Source organism: Arthrobacter sp. 9E16, from assembly GCF_002929435.1.
In the GTDB taxonomy this organism is placed as follows: domain Bacteria; phylum Actinomycetota; class Actinomycetes; order Actinomycetales; family Micrococcaceae; genus Arthrobacter_B; species Arthrobacter_B sunyaminii.
Genome location: NZ_PJIU01000002.1, coordinates 319,046 through 336,193, shown reverse-complemented (window position 1 = coordinate 336,193; position 17,148 = coordinate 319,046). Strand labels below are relative to the sequence as shown.

Genomic DNA, 17,148 nt, shown 5'->3' with positions numbered 1-17,148 from the left:
TGGGGGTACGGAACGAACCTATCCGTAACCGAACCGTAATTGCAATGCGCCGCGCTACCCGATCCTTAGCCGGCCAGCCCCGCCAGGGTCTGCCGGGCGGCGCCCCTCAGTGCCGCCGGCGAGGGACCGGCCTTCAGAATGCCCCGGCTTGAGGTTGCCAGCACGTTGGGATAGGCAGCGCCGAAGGTGGCCCGAAGGTCCGCCCCGGTGGCCCCCTGGGCGCCCAGACCCGGGGCAAGGACGGGCGTGTGGGCAGCGGCGAGGTGAATGCCCAGCTCGGTCAGGGCCGTCCCCACGGTAGCTCCGATCACCAGGCCGGTGGAGCCCAGCTGCCGGCTGGCACCGGCTGCGGCCGCCCGCCCCAGCTCGCGGCTGTTTTCAGCCGCCGCGGCGTCCACAATCCCTGCTGCCACGGAGTGGTCCCCGCCCACGTGCTGGACCGAGGCCCCTTCGGGGTTGGAGGTCAGTCCCAGGACAAACACACCGCGCCCCGAGGCCTGTGCAAGATCAAGGGCCGGGCGCAGCGACTCGAACCCCAGGTACGGGCTGACGGTGAGCGCGTCCGCCGCCAGGGCTGACCCGTCCCGCAGCCAGGCGTCTGCGTAGGCAGCCATCGTGGAGCCGATGTCCCCGCGCTTGGCGTCGGCAATGCTGAGCACGCCGGCGTCGGAGCAGGCGGCCAGCACCCGTTCCAGGGCGGCCAGGCCGGCGGATCCGTGCCGTTCAAAGAGGGCCACCTGAGGCTTCACGGCCGCGGCCTGCTCCCCCACCGCCTCCAGGACGGTGAGGGAGAAGCGCTCCAGGGCGGCGGCGTCGTCGTTCAAGCCCCAGGCAGCCAGCAGGCCCGGATGCGGGTCAATGCCAACGCACAGCTGCCCGCGGGTGTCCATGGCCTCCTGCAAGCGCGCCCCGAACGACGGGCGCGCCGGGGCAGGCACCGCGTCGGCTGCCGGCTCAGGCATGTGTTCAGACACCCGATGAAGCCTTCAGCTTGGCAGCGTGTTCCTGCAGCGACGTGACGTCCCACTCGTAGGAACGCATGGCCTCGATGGCCTGCACGGCAGCGCCGAATTCGGAGACCGTGGTGACCACCGGGCAGCCGATGGAGGTGGCGGCGGCACGGATTTCGTAGCCGTCGCCGCGTGCCTGGCCGCCGGAGGGCGTGTTGACCACCAGGTGGATTTCTCCGGCGGTGATCAGGTCCGCGACTGTGCCCTCACCGTTCGGTCCGGTGCCTTCGCTGACCTTGCGCACCGTGGTGGCGGTGATGCCGTTGCGGCGCAGGACTTCGGCGGTGCCGCCGGTGGACAGGATCTCGAATCCGAGGTCCACCATCAGCTTGACGGGCATGATGATGGAGCGCTTATCGCGGTTCGCCACGGAGACGAAAATCTTGCCCTCTGTCGGCAGTGCCGAGTTGGCAGCCGCCTGGGACTTGGCGAAGGCCGTATCAAAGTACTTGTCGATGCCCATGACCTCGCCGGTGGAGCGCATTTCCGGGCCGAGCAGGGAATCCACCACGGTGCCCTCGGGGGTCCGGAACCGGCTGAAGGGCAGCACTGCTTCCTTCACGGCCACCGGAGCGTCCAGCGGCAGCACCGATCCGTCGCCGACGGCGGACAGCTTGCCGGCCGCGCGCAGCTCGGCAATGCTCTGGCCGGTGCCGATCAGGGCAGCGGCCTTGGCCAGCTGCACGCCGGTGGCCTTGGAGACAAACGGCACGGTCCGCGAGGCCCGCGGGTTCGCTTCGATGACGTACAGCACGTCCGAGGCGAGGGCGAACTGGATGTTGATCAGCCCGCGCACGCCCACGCCGGCGGCGATGATGCGGGTGGCTTCACGGACGCGGTCAACGACGTCGGTGCCCAGGGTGATCGGAGGCAGGACACAGGCGGAGTCGCCGGAATGGATGCCGGCCTCCTCGATGTGTTCCATGATGCCGCCCACGTACAGGTCGGTGCCGTCAAAGAGGGCGTCGACGTCGATCTCGATGGCGTCTTCCAGGAACCGGTCCACCAGCACCGGGTGGTCCGGGGTGATTTCCGTGGCATTGGTGATGTAACGCGAGAGGTTCGCCTCGTCATAGACGATCTCCATGCCGCGGCCGCCCAGCACGTAGGACGGGCGCACCAGCACGGGGTAGCCAATCTCGTCGGCAATCTTCTTGGCATCGTCAAAGGAGACTGCGGTGCCGTTCTTCGGGGCGATCAGGCCGCCCTCATCCAGCACGCGCTGGAAGGCCCCGCGGTGTTCGGCCAGGTCAATGGCTTCGGGTGAGGTGCCCAGGATCGGCACGCCGGCGTCCGCCAGGGACTGGGCCAGCTTCAGCGGCGTCTGCCCGCCAAGCTGGACGAACACGCCGAGGACTCCCCCGGTGCGCTGCTCCGCGGCGATGACCTCCAGGACGTCCTCGAGGGTCAGCGGCTCAAAGTAGAGGCGGTCGGAGATGTCATAGTCCGTGGACACCGTCTCCGGGTTGCAGTTGATCATGACCGTCTCGTGGCCCGCTTCGCGCAGCGCCATGGTGGCGTGGACGCAGGAGTAGTCAAACTCGATGCCCTGTCCAATCCGGTTGGGTCCGGAGCCCAGGATGATGATGGACGGCTTCTCATGCTCCGCCACCTCATCCTCCTCGTCATAGGAGGAGTAGTGGTACGGCGTGTAGGCAGCGAATTCGGCGGCGCAGGTGTCCACCGTCTTGTAGACCGGCCGGATGTTCAGCGCATGCCGGACACCGCGGATGACGGCTTCGGGCGTGTTGGTCAGGGCACCGATCTGTTCATCGGAGAACCCGTGCCGCTTGGCCAGGCGCAGGATTTCCTCGTTGACGGTGCCCGCACCGGAGATTTCCGCGGCCACCTCGTTGATCAGCTGCAGCTGGTCCAGGTACCAGGGATCAATGCCGGTGGCTTCGTAGAGGTCCTCCACGGTGGCGCCGCCCAGCAGTGCCTGCTGGACCTGCTTGAGCCGGTCCGTGGTGGGCCGCTTGGCGGCCTCGATGAGTCCGGGAACGGCGTCGGCGGCAACCGGAGCGAAGGAAAGCGAGGCGCCCTTCTGCTCCAGGGAGCGCAGCGCCTTTTGCAGTGCCTCGGTGAAGTTGCGGCCAATGGCCATCGCTTCACCCACTGACTTCATGGTGGTAGTCAGGGTGGGGTCCGCGGCCGGGAACTTCTCGAACGCGAAGCGCGGAACCTTCACCACCACGTAGTCCAGGGTGGGCTCGAAGGAGGCCGGGGTCTTCTTCGTGATGTCGTTCGGGATCTCGTCCAGGGTGTAGCCGAGCGAGAGCTTGGTGGCGATCTTCGCGATGGCGAAGCCGGTGGCCTTGGAGGCCAGGGCCGAGGAACGGGAGACGCGCGGGTTCATTTCAATGACGACGACGCGGCCGGTGTCCGGTTCGATGGCGAACTGGATGTTGCAGCCGCCGGTGTCCACGCCAACCTCGCGGATCACGGCAATCGCGATGTCGCGCAGCTTCTGGTATTCGCGGTCGGTCAGCGTCATGGCCGGGGCCACCGTAATCGAATCGCCCGTGTGTACGCCCACCGGATCGAAGTTCTCGATGGAGCAGACAACCACCACGTTGTCATTCTTGTCCCGCATCATCTCCAGCTCGTATTCCTTCCAGCCGAGGATGCTCTCTTCGAGCAGTACCTCGGAGGTGGGGCTGTACTGGATGCCGGCACCTGCGATGCGGCGCAGGTCTTCGGCGTTGTAGGCCAGGCCGGAGCCAAGACCGCCCATGGTGAAGGAGGGGCGGACCACCATCGGGTAGCCCAGCTTCTCCGCGGCAGCGAAGGCTTCGTCCATGCTGTGCACAATGATCGACTCGGCCGATTCAGCGCCGCAGCGCTCCACGACGCCCTTGAACTTCTCGCGGTCCTCACCGAGTTCGATGGCGGCAATGTTGGCGCCGATCAGCTCCACGTTGTACTTCTCCAGCACACCGTTCTTGTCCAGGGCGATGGCGGTGTTCAGCGCCGTCTGCCCGCCAAGGGTGGGCAGCACGGCATCGGGGCGTTCCTTGGCGATGATCTTCTCAACGACCTCGGGCGTGATGGGCTCAACGTACGTGGCGTCGGCGAACTCCGGGTCGGTCATGATGGTGGCCGGGTTGGAGTTGACCAGGATGACCCGCAGGCCTTCCTCCTTCAGCACGCGCAGTGCCTGCGTGCCGGAGTAGTCGAATTCGGCGGCCTGGCCAATGACGATCGGGCCGGAGCCGATCACCAGGACGGACTTGAGATCGGTTCTGCGGGGCATTAGCGGGATTCCTTGTTCTTGCTGGAGGCCATGAGGTCGACGAAGCGGTCGAAGAGGTAGGCGGAGTCGTGCGGTCCGGCAGCGGCTTCGGGGTGGTACTGGACCGAGAAGGCGGGGATGTCCAGGCAGGCGAGGCCTTCCACCACGTTGTCATTCAGGGACACGTGGCTGACTTCAACCTTGCCGAACCGGGATTCCGGCGCGGTGACGGGACCGTCCAGCGGCGCGTCAACGGCGAAACCGTGGTTCTGGCTGGTGATTTCCACCTTGCCGGTGCGGCGGTCCAGGACGGGCTGGTTGATGCCGCGGTGTCCGTAAGGCAGCTTGTAGGTGCCAAAGCCCAGGGCGCGGCCCAGGATCTGGTTGCCGAAGCAGATACCGAAGAAGGGCGTGCCGGTGTCCAGGACGTCGCGGAGCAGCTGAACCTGGTCATCTGCCGTCGCCGGGTCGCCGGGGCCGTTGGACATGAACACGCCGTCGGGATTGAGGGCCTGCACATCCGGGAGGGTTGCAGACGCGGGCAGGACGTGGACCCGGACGCCGCGCTCGGCGAAGCGGACCGGAGTCATGGACTTGATGCCCAGATCCAGGGCGGCCACGGTAAAGCGGGGCTCCCCCTGCCATCCGTGGTCCTTCGGCTCAATGACGTAGGCGGCTTCCACGCTGACTTCCTCGGCGAGGCGGGCGCCGGCCATGGACTCCTGTCCTCGAACGTCGGCGAGCAGCTCGGCGTCGGGGCGGGAGGCATCGGCGCCGGAGAAGATCCCGGCCTTCATCGCGCCGCGCTCACGCAGGTGGCGGGTGACGGCGCGGGTGTCCACGCCGGAGATGCCGACGACGCCCTGGGCGCTGAGTTCCTCGTCCAGGGTGCGCTCGGAGCGCCAGTTGGACGGGCGGCGGGCCGCGTCACGCACAATGTAGCCGGCCACCCAGATGCGCCGTGATTCGGCGTCGTCGGTGTTTACTCCGGTGTTGCCGATGTGCGGTGCGGTCTGCACCACGAGCTGGCGGGCATAGGAGGGGTCGGTAATGGTTTCCTGGTAGCCGGTCATGCCGGTGGCAAAGACGGCCTCGCCCAGGGCCGTTCCCTCGGCGCCGTAGCTGCGGCCGCGGAAGGTGCGGCCGTCTTCAAGCATCAGGACAGCTGCGGTGGATGAGGTGGTGGGGACGGTCACAGTTGTTCCTCGCTTGTTTCTGACGGCTCAGCCGGCAGGAGTTCGGTGATCGCTGATACCAGCGGTGTCTTCTCTTCGGGGGTGCGGTTGCGGAAGCCCGTGTCCACGGAGGCGGAACCCAGCTTCCAGGTGATGATGACCAGGCCTTCCTTTTCCACGAATTTTCCGGCCATGCCCCGTTCCAGGCGGACCCCTTCGAGGTCCTCTCGCGGAATCCAGACGTCGGGAGCGCCGCTTCGCACCAGCAGCACGCCTTCATCGAAGACGGCGGCGGTGGCGTTGGACTTCACGCCCAGGCCGTAGACGGCGATTCGGTCCAGCCAGTCCCCTGCTGTGGTGGTGCAGACGTACTGGCCCAGTGCCTGGAACCGGGGAACTTCGAGGCCGTCGGGCATCGGCACCGGCCGCTGCACGTTTTGCTGGCGCTGCTGGCGTCCGCGCCAGCTCCAGGCGAAAAGACCCAGGAGCACCAGGATCAGGGCAAGCGTGCCCAGGGCAAATATCACGCGATCCATGCGGACTCCTCTGCGGAAACGGGGTGAGGTGTGTTGAGGTCGGCATTCAGGACCGTAGGGTGGCCGGCGAAGAAGGTTGCCTGCACAACGCCGGGCAGTTCCAGCCCGGCAAACGGTGAGTTGCGTCCCTTTGAAGCCATCTTAGAAGGGTCCACGGTGCGTCGCGCAGACGGGTCCACCAATATGACGTTGGCCGGTTCCCCGGCTGCCAGCGGCCGGCCCTGGGTTTGCACGCCGCCGATGGCAGCCGGAGTGAGGGAAGTCACGCGGGCGAAGCCTTCCCAGTCCATCAGTCCGGTCTCGATCATGGCGTGCTGGACCACGGAGAGCGCGGTTTCCAGCCCCGTCATGCCCATGGCGGCCTGCGCCCACTCGCATTCCTTGTGTTCGGAGGGGTGCGGGGCGTGGTCGGTGCCCACGATGTCGATGGTGCCGTCGGCCAGGCCACGGCGCAGTGCCTCGACGTCGGCCGCAGTGCGCAGCGGCGGGTTGACCTTGTACACCGGGTCATAGCTGCGGACCAGGTCGTCGGTGAGCAGCAGGTGGTGCGGGGTGGCTTCGGCGGTGACCTTGATGCCGCGCTCCTTGGCCCAGCGGATGATCTCCACGGAACCGGCGGTGGAGACGTGGCAGACGTGCAGCCGGGAGCCGGTGTGACGGGCCAGCAGCACGTCGCGGGCAATGATGGACTCCTCCGCCACGGCGGGCCAGCCGGCCAGCCCCAGGACGGCGCTGACCTCGCCCTCGTTCATCTGCGCACCCTCGGTCAGGCGGGGCTCCTGCGCGTGCTGGGCGATGACGCCGTCGAACGCTTTCACGTATTCCAGCGCGCGGCGCATCAGCACCGGATCCGAGACGCACTTGCCGTCATCGGAAAAGACGCGGACGCGTGCGCGGGAGTCGGCCATGGCGCCAAGCTCGGCCAGCCGCTCCCCCTCTAGGCCCACGGTCACGGCGCCCACCGGACGCACATCCACCCAGCCGGACCGGCGGCCCAGGCTCCAGACCTGCTCCACCACGCCGGCGGTGTCCGCCACCGGATTGGAGTTGGCCATCGCGTGGACGGCGGTAAATCCGCCAAGAGCGGCGGCCCGGGTGCCGGTTTCGACGGTTTCGGCGTCTTCGCGGCCGGGCTCACGCAGGTGGGTGTGCAGGTCAACCATGCCGGGCAGTGCAATCAGGCCTTCGGCCTCGATGACGACGGCGCCTTCCGGCGCTTCGAGAGCGGGTCCGACGGCGGAGATCAGCCCGTTGGAGATCAGAAGATCGGCGGTTTCCCTGCCGAGCAGGGAAGCGTTGCGGATCAGATATGTTTTCGGTTCGGGGGGCGTTGTCACTATGCGTTCTCCAGGGTGGCGGGAGCGGCGGGGGTGTTCTCCCCGGCCAGCAGAAGGTAGAGGGCGGCCATGCGCACGGACACGCCGTTGCTGACCTGCTCCAGGATGGTGGCCCGCGGCGAATCGGCTGCACGGGAGGAGATCTCCAGGCCGCGGTTCATCGGGCCCGGGTGCAGGAGGATGGTGTCCGTCAGGCCGAGGGTGTCCAGGCGGCCGAGCCGGACGTCGTCAAACCCCCAGCGCCGCGAGTACTCGCGGACGGAGGGGAAAAACGCGGAGTTCATGCGTTCGCCCTGGACACGCAGCATCATGACTGCGTCGGGGCCGGTTTCCAGGGCCTCGTCCAGGTCATAGCTGATCTCGCACGGCCAGGATTCGACGCCGAACGGCAGCAGCGTGGGCGGAGCCACCAGCGTCACCGATGCGCCCAGGGTGCGCAGCAGCCACAGATCGGAGCGGGCAACCCGGGAGTGCAGCACATCGCCCACAATGACCACGTGCATCCCGGTGAGGTCGGTGCCGGTGGACGCCGTCCCGTGCAGCCGCGCCCAGTGCCGGCGCATGGTGAACGCGTCCAGCAGGGCCTGGGTGGGGTGCTCATGCGTGCCGTCGCCGGCGTTCAGCACGGCGGCGTCAATCCATCCGGAGCCGGCCAGGCGGGCCGGCGCACCGGAGGAACCGTGGCGGATCACGACGGCGTCGGCACCGATGGCGGCGAGGGTCTGTGCAGTGTCTTTCAGGGATTCACCCTTGGAGACGGAGGATCCCTTCGCGGAGAAGTTGATGACATCGGCGGAAAGGCGCTTTGCCGCGGCTTCAAAGGAGATGCGGGTGCGGGTGGAATCTTCGAAGAACAGATTCACCACGGTGCGTCCGCGCAGCACGGGCAGTTTCTTTACCTCGCGCTGGGAGACAGCCGCCATTTGTTCAGCAGTGTCCAGGATGGCCAGGGCGTCGGTGCGGCTGAGGTCCCGGGTAGAGAGCAGGTGCTTCACAGGGTGCCCTCGATAACCACTTCGTCCACGGCCGGGGAATCAGTTTCGTGCAGGTGCACGCGGACCTTCTCCGTGGAGGCAGTGGGCAGGTTCTTGCCCACGTGGTCCGCGCGGATGGGCAGTTCGCGGTGGCCCCGGTCCACAAGGACGGCGAGCCGGACAATGCGGGGCCTTCCGAGGTCCGTGAGGGCGTCCAGCGCGGCGCGGATGGTGCGGCCGGAATAGAGGACGTCATCAACGAGGACCACCACTTTGTCATCGATTCCGGAGAGCGGAACTTCGGTGGCGTGCGGGGTGCGGGTGGGTTGGCGGGCCAGATCGTCACGGAACATGGTGACGTCAAGCTGCCCTACGATGGCGGCGGGATCCACTGACGGATCCGCGGCGGCGATTCGAGCGGCGAGCCGGCGGGCGAGCGGGTAGCCCCGGCGCGGGATCCCCATTAAGACGAGGTCTGCGGCGCCTTTGTTGGCTTCCAGGATTTCATGTGCAATCCGGGTAAGCGCGCGGTCAATATCAGCTGAAGCCAGAACGGTGCGTGCGGGTGCGGATGCGCCCGGCGGGTTGGACAAGTCCATATTCTGCCTCCTCCTTCCCCGCCTCACAGGACGGAATTTAAAGGGTGAATGCCTGATCAAGCTATCACGGTGGGCGGGGCGGGCACTCAGTGTGTCTCCGTCTGTTACGGCCGCCGCAGCGGACCCGGCAGGGCGCCTGTGCTCCGCGACAGGCTCCGGCGACCCCCCTATCCACGCCGAATGTCGCCACTGCGGGAACTTTTCCTTTTATGGTTGGCATATGACAGGCGCAACTTTATGACCAGCCGCGGCCCCGAGGACTTCCCCGCCCGGGACCGGGTTCCGGTGACCCCGCAGGCTGGTTTCCTGCAGCCGGCCAGGGTGAAACCGCCGGGTGCCGGACCGGTGCCCGTGCAACCGCTGTGGTCCGCGCCGCCGAAGACAGGCAAGGGAACCGCCGTCACCGTCCTGCTGACCGTGGGCGCGTCGGTGGCACTGCTGGCGGTGGCCTGGTTCCTGTGGTGGCAGCTGGGCACTGCCGCCTTTGCGCTCTGCGGCATCCTGGCGCTGGTACCCCTGGGAATCTGTCTGCTGGGGCTGCGCTGGGTGGACCGGTGGGAGCCGGAACCGCGCTCGGCACTGCTGTTTGCGTTCCTCTGGGGCGCCGGAGTGTCAGTGGGCATCGCCCTGCTTGCGGGCCCCTACGTAGCCCGGCTGTTCTACGCGCTCCTGCCCGGGTTCGCACCGGAGTTTATCGGCCCTGTCCTCGAAGCTCCGGTCGTGGAGGAAGTCGCCAAGGGACTGGGTGTGCTGATTCTGGTGTTTGTGCGGCGCAGCCATTTTGACGGGCCGGTGGACGGCGTGGTGTATGCAGGAACGGTGGCAGCGGGTTTTGCCTTCACCGAAAACATTCTGTACTTCGGGTCGGCGCTGATCACCAGCGGCGGGTTCGGAGCGCAGCTGGGGTTTGTCTTTGTGCTTCGGGGGCTGTTCTCCCCCTTTGCGCACGTATTGTTCACCTCCGCCATCGGACTGGCCCTGGGGTTCGCTGTCCGGCGCGGCGGCACCGCCCGGATCGCGGGCGCCTTTTTCCTGGGCCTTTTGGCCGCCATCGTGGGCCACATGTTCTGGAACGGCGGCACGGCGCTGGTCTCGGGAGACTTCTTCGCCTTCTACTTCCTGCTGCAGGTGCCGCTGTTTGGGCTGGCCGTCACGGGAGTCCTCCTGCTGCGCCGTGCCGAGCAGCGGCTCACCCGGCAGCGGCTGGGCGAGTATGCAGCCGCGGGCTGGTTCACGCCCCAGGAGGTGCTGATGCTCTCCACCCGCGCCGGCAGGCACCAGGCGATGGCTTGGGCGGGCAGGTTTGGAGCCCGCCGCATCATGAAGACGTTCATTGCCGAGGCCACGCGCCTGGCACTGACCCGCCAGCAGATTGCTGCCGGCCGCGATGTGGCCGCCAACCAGGCAACCGAGCGGACCCTGCTGCAGGACATCACCCGCACCCGGTCAATGATGCTGGCCCGCTCCGCCGGTACGGCCCGGGGGCTGGTCTAACAGGCAGGAACCGCGCCGCCGACGGCAGCAAAAAGCCCGCCACGGCTCACCCCTAGGGGAGGCCGCGGCGGGCTGTTGCTGTCACAGCGCCCTGCAGGAGCTGTTTTTTGCCGACGGTTTAGGCCAGCAGCGAGGGCTTCAGCTGGTGAAGCCGGCTCAGCAGTCCATTGACGAAGGACGGTGACTCGTCCGTGGACAGGGTCTTGGCAAGCTCAACGGCTTCGCTGATCGCCACCTTGTCCGGTACGTCGTCGTTGTACAGCAGTTCCCAGGCGCCGATGCGCAGGATGATGCGGTCCACGGACGGCATCCGTTCCAGCGGCCAGCCCTGAGAATAGGTGCTCAGGAACTCGTCGATGGTCTCCTGCATGGAGACCACACCCTCCACCAAATCCATGGTGTAGGGGTTGATCGTCTGATCGGTCTGTTCCCTGCGGGCCTTGATCATGTCAAAAGCCGATGCTGAACGCTGTTCAGCTTCAAACAGAACTTCCAGTGCCCGGGTGCGGGCCTTAGTGCGTGCACTCACTCGTTAACGCGTCCCAAATAATCGCCGGTGCGGGTGTCTACCTTTACCTTGGTGCCCTGTTCCAGGAACAGCGGAACCTGGATCTCGTAACCGGTTTCCACGGTGGCGGGCTTGGTGCCGCCGGTGGAGCGGTCACCCTGCAGGCCCGGTTCCGTGTACGTGATTTCCAGGACCACGGACGGGGGCAGCTCGATGTACAGCGGGGAACCCTCGTGGATGGCGATGGTCACCATCATGGATTCGAGCATGAAGTTGGCATTGTCGCCCACGATGGTGCCCGGCACGGTCAGCTGATCGTAATCCGAGGTGTCCATGAAGACGTAGTCTTCGCCGTCCTGGTACAGGTACTGGTAATCCCGGCGGTCAACGGTGGCCGTTTCGATCTTGATGCCGGCGTTGAAGGTCTTGTCCACTACCTTGCCTGAACGCACGTTACGCATCTTGGTACGGACAAACGCACCACCCTTGCCCGGCTTCACGTGCTGGAACTCGATGATGCTCCAAAGGTTGCCTTCAAGCTTCAGCACGGTGCCGTTCTTGATGTCGTTGGTCGTCGCCACAGTTTCTCTTTCGTTGATTCGCCAGGTTTCGTTTTAAGTCCGTCGACCATTCTACCCGCTCCGGGGACCTACAGGCTGAGCCGGATCCCGCCCTGCGGCTCGGAAGCGATCTCCTGGTACGCGGCAAACAGCAGCGAGGTGTCCGGAACTTCCAGCATGGAGGGCTTGGCCAGCCCGTCCAGGACCACAAACCGCAGCAGGTCGCCGCGGGACTTCTTGTCCCGCCGCATGCCGTCCAGCAGAGCCGACCAGCGGTCCTTCCGGTACGTGACAGGCAGTCCCAGGGACTCGAGAATCGTTTTGTGCCGGTCCGCGGTGGCGTCGTCGAGCCTGCCGACAGTCCGGCCCAGTTCGGCAGCAAAGACCAGTCCCACGGAGACTGCGGCGCCGTGGCGCCACTGGTAGCGTTCGGCCAGTTCGATGGAGTGGCCCAGGGTGTGGCCGTAGTTCAGGAACTCACGGCGTCCGGCTTCGCGCAGGTCGGCAGAGACAATTTCAGCCTTGACCGCAACGGAACGCTCCACGAGTTCGCGCACCACGTCGGAGGCGCCGTCGCCCACGGCCTCCGGATTTCCCTCCACGAGGTCCAGGATGGCGGGGTCGGCGATGAAACCGCATTTGATGACCTCGGCCATGCCGCTGAGGAGCTCGTTTTTGGGCAGGGTGGCCAGCGCGTCCAGGTCCGCGAGCACACCTGCGGGCGGGTGGAAGGATCCCACGAGGTTCTTGCCCTCGGCTGTATTGATGGCCGTTTTGCCGCCCACCGCCGCGTCCACCATGCCCAGCAGGGACGTGGGGATATGCACCACCTTGATGCCGCGCAGCCAGGTGGCTGCCACAAAGCCGGCCAGATCGGTGACGGCGCCGCCGCCCACCGCAACAATGGCGTCCGAACGGGTGAAGTCGTTCTGGCCCAGTACCTGCCAGCAGAACGAAGCCACCTGGATGTGCTTGCCCTCTTCGGCGTCGGGGATCTCGGCGGTCACGGCAGTCAGGCCGGTGGCAGCAAGCTCGTCCCGCACCGTGTCTCCGGTGGCGCGCAGGGCGCGCGGGTGGATGACCAGTACCCGGCGCACCCGCTCCCCCAGCATGGCCGGGAGGCGGTCCAGCAGACCGTTGCCGATGACGACGTCGTAGTTGCTTGCGGGGCTTTCGCCGGTCACCGGGATAACGGTGGGATCGGAGGCCATGTGATTAAGCTCCTTCATTGAGGATGGTTGTCAGCCGGTCGATAACGGCCGGGACGGCAAGTCCCCGGGTGTCGATGGTGAAGTCGGCCAGGGATTCATAGACCGGACGGCGGGTTTTCGCCAGTTCCTCCCAGCGGCGCACGGGATCTCCGGCGAGCATCGGGCGGTTTCCGGAACGGATAATGCGGGGCAGGACCGTTTCCAGGTCCGTGTCCAAAAACACTACGGTGGCGCGGCGCAGCAGCTGCTGGGTGCCGGTGTCCAGCACCGCGCCTCCGCCCAGCGAAATGACGCCGGGAGTCTTGTCCGCCAGCGCTGCGGCGACGCTGCGGGCTTCAAGTTCGCGGAATCCGCACTCTCCGCGCGCCGCAAAGATTTCCGGAATCGGACCGTGCGAGTCCGCCACCAGCTGGTCCGTATCCGTGAATTTCAGCCGGTGCCGGGCAGCCAGCTCACGGCCCACCACCGACTTTCCTGCCGCCATGAACCCGATCAGGACAATATGCGCCGCAGGTTTCAGCCGGCCGGCGGTCCTTGAACCGGCAGAGTTGGAAAGGGCAGAGCGGTCAGGACTGCCGGACACTGGTGCCAGCCGATTCCAGGGCGCTCGGAATGTTCTCGAGGTAGGTCCGCAGGTTCCGGGCCGTTTCGGCCACCGAGTCCCCGCCGAACTTCTCCGTCACGGCTTCTGCGAGCACGAGCGCCACCATGGCCTCGGCCACCACGCCTGCTGCCGGAACGGCACATACATCGGAGCGCTGGTGGTGGGCACGTGCCGGTTCACCGGTGCTGACGTCAACGGTCTGCAGGGCGTGCGGCACGGTGGCAATCGGCTTCATGGCCGCGCGGACGCGCAGGACCTCGCCGATGCTCATGCCGCCTTCGATGCCGCCGGCGCGGTTACCGGAGCGGATGACCCGCCCGTCTTCGTCCTGCAGGATTTCGTCATGGGCAGCTGACCCGCGGCGCGCAGCCGTGAGGAAGCCGTCGCCGATCTCGACGCCCTTGATGGCCTGGATGCCCATCAGGGCTCCGGCGATGCGGGCGTCCAGGCGCCGGTCCCAGTGCACGTAGCTGCCCAGACCCGGCGGCAGTCCGTACGCCAGAACTTCCACCACGCCGCCGAGGGTTTCGCCGTCCTTGTGGGCGGCATCGACTTCGGCAACCATGGCCGCCGAGGTTTCCGCGTCGAAGCAGCGCAGCGGATCGGCATCCAGTGCGGCAACGTCAGCGGGTTCGGGCAGCGCAGAGCCTTCGGGGCTGGCAACACCGGCAATGCTCACGGTGTGGGAGACCAGTTCAATGCCCAGGGATTTCAGGAAGGAGGAAGCGACGGCGCCCAGCGCCACACGCGCGGCCGTTTCCCGGGCGCTGGCCCGCTCCAGCACGGGACGGGCTTCATCGAAACCGTACTTCTGCATGCCGGTGAAGTCTGCGTGGCCGGGACGCGGGCGGGTCAGCGGGGCGTTGCGGGCCTGCTCGGCCAGCAATGCAGGGTCCACCGGATCCGGGGACATGACCTGCTGCCATTTGGGCCATTCAGTGTTGCCCACTTCAATGGCCACGGGTCCGCCCTGGGTGAGGCCATGGCGTACTCCGCCGAGAAGGCGCACCTGGTCCTGTTCAAACTTCATCCGGGCACCGCGGCCGTAACCGAGCCGCCGGCGCGCCAGCGCCTCCTGGATCATGGAGCTATCGACTTCGACGCCCGCGGGGACGCCCTCAACTATTCCTACCAGCGCAGGTCCATGGGACTCACCGGCGGTCAACCATCGCAACATGCCTTCAATACTGCCATGTCCGGTGCGTGCGTTCAGCGCCGCGGTGCTCCCACTGCGTCACACATCACGTTTATGACGGCGGCTTCGTCGCGGAACTGATCCCCGGTGAAAAGCCGAACCTGTTCCACCGCCTGGTACAGCAGCATCTCCTGACCCGGAACAATCCGTCCGCCGGCCTCATCCCAGGCCTGCGCGATGCGGCTGGGCCAGGGATCATAGGCCACATCCAGGAGCACGGATCCGGTCCGGTCCCCCGTTTGTGCGGCAACCGCGTCCGCCAGCGAATCAGCAGCCCGCGGGGGCAGCGTGGAGATGACGACGTCGGCGGCTGCGCAGGCAGCTGCCGCCTCTTCCCAGGGGTGGAGGGCAACGGGCGTACCGGTGCGGCTGCCGGCCGCCTGGACACCGGCCGTACCGTCTGCCGACTTTCGGAAACTCCGCGCATAGACCTTTACCTCGGCGGCGTCGAGCTGCCCGGCGGCGGCTACCGCCGCGCAGGCGGTGCCGCCGGCACCCAGGACGGCGATCCGGGGCCGGGGCCGGGAACCGGCGTGCTGCAGGGCACGCACGATTCCCGCGACGTCGGTGTTGTGCCCGGTCAGCTGAACACCGTCATCCGTGTACTCGAAGGTGACGGTATTCAGCACCCCCAGGGCCGAGGCCATGGGAGTCAGCCGATCCATGGCGGGCAGCAGTGCCGCCTTCAGCGGCATTGTTACGGACAGCCCGGCCCACTGCGGGTCCGCCGGATTGTCCTCCCGAAGCGCTGCCGCGAAAGCGGCGGCGTGTTCTTCGGGAACATCCACGGCGTCATACGTACAGCTGAAGCCCAGGTATTCGTAGGCTGCGCGGTGCAGGAGCGGCGATTTTGAATGACCGACCGGATGCCCGAGGACGGCGGCCCGCCGGGCGGTGTGCGTCAACTACCCGCACCTGCCCGGCTTCTGCGTGGCGCACCATTCCTGGTACTGGGCTACGTACTTGGCGTGCTCGGCCAGCGTGGAGGAGAACTCTGTCTGGCCGGTGTCCAGGTTGACAGTGACCCAGTAGTAGAACGGCACGTCGGCGGGGTTGGCGGCCGCCTCGACGGCCTCCGTGCTCGGGGAACCGATCGGACCTACGGGCAGCCCCGGGTTGGCGTACGTGTTGTACGGGTTGGACTTGTCAGCCTTTTCCTCGGGCGTGAGGTCGTAGCTCTTGCGGTTCAAACCGTAGGTCACCGTCGCATCGGACTGGATCAGCCCGGAGGTTTCCACGTTGTCTTCCCGCAGCCGGTTCTGAATGGCACCGGCAACCTTGGCGTAGTCCGCTTCCCCGGCTTCGGCCTGGATGATGCTGGCCTTGGTCAGGATCCGGTACTGCTCGTCCGGATCGGTGATGCCGGCGTCCTCCAGTGTGGTGAACGTGCTGTTCACCATTTCGGTGACAATCGAAGTTGCATCCTGGTCCAGCGGGAAGCGGTATTCGCCCGGGTGCAGGTAGCCTTCCAGGCTCACGGCCGCGGCGGGGAGGCCGAAAGCCTGCGGGTTTTTCGCCAGCGCTTCGAATTCGGCCAGGGGGATGCCGGTCGAAGTGCTGAGGATTTCGAAGACTTCACCCTGACGCAGGTCACGGGCCACTGCGGCGTAGTGCACTGCTGCACCCTGCTCGCCCAGGAGGGCTTCAAGTGCTGCGGAAGAGGACATCTGCTGCTTCATCTCATAGGAACCGGGCTGGATTTCCCGGCCGTCAGACTCCGTCTGGAAGGTACCGACAAACTCCTTGGAGGTGGCAACAATGTCTGCGGCCTCCAGCTTGTTTCCAATGACCATTGGACCGTCACCTTCGGCAACGGTAAAGCTAACGCTGCCGGTTCCGGCCCCTTCGTAATCCTTGATCTCGTTCATGCCCAGCAGATCCCGCAGGAACATGGTGAGGCCGAAGACCACACCGGCAAAGAACACCAGGACGACCAGCATGACAATGGTGCGGCGGCGCCTGCGGCGCTGCTTTTCCCGCGACGGACGGCGGCTCCTGCGGGTCTCGGACTCTTCAGCGAAGAGGACGGCCACAGGGACCTCCGATTCCGGCACGTAGCCCGTCTCGTGGTGTGCGGTGGGTTCATACTCCGGTTCCGTGCCCATGGCTGGATAGTCCGGATACCTGTGGCTCACAGCGCAGACCCGTTTCCGCGCAAGTTGTCCTGGGAAATAGTTGGCTCCTGTGTCGGGGCCGGCAGCGCGCCAAGATGGCGCTCCTGCCGGCAGATTGTGACCGGCTCCCCCACATCGCGTTCAAGGGAACGCTGCATGTCAATGGCGTGCTGCAGAATTGCTACAGCGGCTGCTTGATCAACCACTCTACGGTGTTCCTTGCTATTCAAGCCAGCCTCATGCAGAGAGCGGTGGGCGGACACCGTGGTGAGCCGCTCATCCACCAGGGACACGGGAACGGCCAGTCCGCTGCGCTCCAGCTCGGTGAGCAGCGCCTGAGCGTAATCCCGTGCCATCACGGTAGAAGCGGTGTCGGTGCCCCTCATGCTTCGCGGAAGGCCCACAAACACCTGTACTGCGCCGCGGTCGGCCGCCTCGCGGACAACAACCCGGATGTCGCTGTTCTTCTTTGCATCCCGTTTTAGCGTCTTCACCGGCATAGCCAGCGTTCCGTCCGGGTCGCTGACGGCCAGGCCCACCCGGACCTGGCCGACATCCACCCCGAGCTTGACTCCCCGGGGATAATCCTGCGGTGCCAT

At 66.4% G+C, this 17,148-nt stretch carries 16 protein-coding genes; 1 reads left to right on the top strand and 15 read right to left on the bottom strand.

The features are described 5' to 3' along the window. Positions 1–65 precede the first annotated feature (65 nt). The 7 genes from pyrF to pyrR are packed head-to-tail and all read right to left on the bottom strand — an operon-like array spanning position 66 to position 8,863. Positions 66–962, bottom strand: coding sequence for an orotidine-5'-phosphate decarboxylase (gene pyrF / locus CXR00_RS08295; protein WP_104054799.1), 897 nt, complete (start codon positions 960–962; stop codon positions 66–68). A 4-nt stretch (positions 963–966) separates the two neighbouring features. Beyond that, complete coding sequence (gene carB, locus CXR00_RS08290; RefSeq protein ID WP_104054054.1) at positions 967–4,263, bottom strand: carbamoyl-phosphate synthase large subunit; 3,297 nt, start codon at positions 4,261–4,263, stop codon at positions 967–969. Further along, positions 4,263–5,399, bottom strand: coding sequence for a glutamine-hydrolyzing carbamoyl-phosphate synthase small subunit (gene carA, locus CXR00_RS08285; RefSeq protein WP_104054798.1), 1,137 nt, complete (start codon positions 5,397–5,399; stop codon positions 4,263–4,265). Before carA ends, carB begins: the two co-directional genes overlap by 1 nt. 35 nt (positions 5,400–5,434) lie before the next feature. Then, a complete protein-coding gene (locus CXR00_RS08280) occupies positions 5,435–5,953 on the bottom strand; it encodes a hypothetical protein (protein WP_104054053.1) in 519 nt (172 codons plus the stop codon). Next, positions 5,941–7,290, bottom strand: coding sequence for a dihydroorotase (locus tag CXR00_RS08275; protein ID WP_104054052.1), 1,350 nt, complete (start codon positions 7,288–7,290; stop codon positions 5,941–5,943). Before CXR00_RS08275 ends, CXR00_RS08280 begins: the two co-directional genes overlap by 13 nt. Beyond that, the gene (locus tag CXR00_RS08270; RefSeq protein WP_104054051.1) at positions 7,290–8,285 is read right to left on the bottom strand and encodes an aspartate carbamoyltransferase catalytic subunit; all 996 of its coding nucleotides are present in this window, start codon (positions 8,283–8,285) and stop codon (positions 7,290–7,292) included. The genes CXR00_RS08275 and CXR00_RS08270 overlap by 1 nt, the downstream gene beginning before the upstream one ends. Then, positions 8,282–8,863, bottom strand: coding sequence for a bifunctional pyr operon transcriptional regulator/uracil phosphoribosyltransferase PyrR (gene pyrR, locus CXR00_RS08265; RefSeq protein ID WP_104054050.1), 582 nt, complete (start codon positions 8,861–8,863; stop codon positions 8,282–8,284). The genes CXR00_RS08270 and pyrR overlap by 4 nt, the downstream gene beginning before the upstream one ends. A 237-nt stretch (positions 8,864–9,100) precedes the next feature. Between pyrR and CXR00_RS08260 the strand changes: the two genes are divergently transcribed. Next, positions 9,101–10,357: a PrsW family intramembrane metalloprotease gene (locus CXR00_RS08260; RefSeq protein WP_181032506.1), complete on the top strand. Its 1,257-nt coding sequence runs from the start codon at positions 9,101–9,103 to the stop codon at positions 10,355–10,357. A 118-nt stretch (positions 10,358–10,475) separates the two neighbouring features. Here the strand turns inward: CXR00_RS08260 and nusB are convergent, their stop codons facing one another. The 8 genes from nusB to ruvX form a co-directional block, all read right to left on the bottom strand. Continuing rightward, entirely contained in the window at positions 10,476–10,886 is a 411-nt protein-coding gene (nusB, locus tag CXR00_RS08255) for a transcription antitermination factor NusB (RefSeq protein WP_104054048.1), read from the bottom strand. Beyond that, complete coding sequence (gene efp / locus CXR00_RS08250) at positions 10,883–11,446, bottom strand: elongation factor P (RefSeq protein WP_104054047.1); 564 nt, start codon at positions 11,444–11,446, stop codon at positions 10,883–10,885. The genes nusB and efp overlap by 4 nt, the downstream gene beginning before the upstream one ends. A 68-nt stretch (positions 11,447–11,514) precedes the next feature. Then, positions 11,515–12,636 carry a 3-dehydroquinate synthase gene (gene aroB, locus CXR00_RS08245; RefSeq protein ID WP_104054046.1) on the bottom strand — a complete coding sequence of 374 codons (1,122 nt, stop codon included), beginning with the start codon at positions 12,634–12,636 and terminating at the stop codon, positions 11,515–11,517. A 4-nt stretch (positions 12,637–12,640) separates the two neighbouring features. Beyond that, positions 12,641–13,219: a shikimate kinase gene (locus CXR00_RS08240; RefSeq protein WP_237688580.1), complete on the bottom strand. Its 579-nt coding sequence runs from the start codon at positions 13,217–13,219 to the stop codon at positions 12,641–12,643. Further along, positions 13,203–14,417, bottom strand: coding sequence for a chorismate synthase (gene aroC, locus CXR00_RS08235; RefSeq protein ID WP_104054045.1), 1,215 nt, complete (start codon positions 14,415–14,417; stop codon positions 13,203–13,205). The genes CXR00_RS08240 and aroC overlap by 17 nt, the downstream gene beginning before the upstream one ends. Before the next feature lie 32 nt (positions 14,418–14,449). Beyond that, entirely contained in the window at positions 14,450–15,340 is an 891-nt protein-coding gene (locus CXR00_RS08230) for a shikimate dehydrogenase (protein WP_104054044.1), read from the bottom strand. Beyond that, entirely contained in the window at positions 15,341–16,540 is a 1,200-nt protein-coding gene (gene mltG, locus CXR00_RS08225; protein WP_258060334.1) for an endolytic transglycosylase MltG, read from the bottom strand. 26 nt (positions 16,541–16,566) lie between these two features. Then, on the bottom strand, positions 16,567–17,148 hold the full coding sequence (gene ruvX, locus CXR00_RS08220) for a Holliday junction resolvase RuvX (RefSeq protein ID WP_104054042.1): 582 nt from the start codon (positions 17,146–17,148) through the stop codon (positions 16,567–16,569).

What these genes read in the sequence shown, in the direction of transcription:
- pyrF (WP_104054799.1), bottom strand. Translation starts at nt 962, where the DNA reads ATGCCTGAGCCGGCAGCCGACGCGGTGCCTGCCCCGGCGCGCCCGTCG.
- carB (WP_104054054.1), bottom strand. Translation starts at nt 4,263, where the DNA reads ATGCCCCGCAGAACCGATCTCAAGTCCGTCCTGGTGATCGGCTCCGGC.
- carA (WP_104054798.1), bottom strand. Translation starts at nt 5,399, where the DNA reads ATGCTTGAAGACGGCCGCACCTTCCGCGGCCGCAGCTACGGCGCCGAG.
- CXR00_RS08280 (WP_104054053.1), bottom strand. Translation starts at nt 5,953, where the DNA reads ATGGATCGCGTGATATTTGCCCTGGGCACGCTTGCCCTGATCCTGGTG.
- pyrR (WP_104054050.1), bottom strand. Translation starts at nt 8,863, where the DNA reads ATGGACTTGTCCAACCCGCCGGGCGCATCCGCACCCGCACGCACCGTT.
- CXR00_RS08260 (WP_181032506.1), top strand. Translation starts at nt 9,101, where the DNA reads ATGACCAGCCGCGGCCCCGAGGACTTCCCCGCCCGGGACCGGGTTCCG.
- aroB (WP_104054046.1), bottom strand. Translation starts at nt 12,636, where the DNA reads ATGGCCTCCGATCCCACCGTTATCCCGGTGACCGGCGAAAGCCCCGCA.
- aroC (WP_104054045.1), bottom strand. Translation starts at nt 14,417, where the DNA reads ATGTTGCGATGGTTGACCGCCGGTGAGTCCCATGGACCTGCGCTGGTA.
- mltG (WP_258060334.1), bottom strand. Translation starts at nt 16,540, where the DNA reads ATGGGCACGGAACCGGAGTATGAACCCACCGCACACCACGAGACGGGC.
- ruvX (WP_104054042.1), bottom strand. Translation starts at nt 17,148, where the DNA reads ATGGCACCGCAGGATTATCCCCGGGGAGTCAAGCTCGGGGTGGATGTC.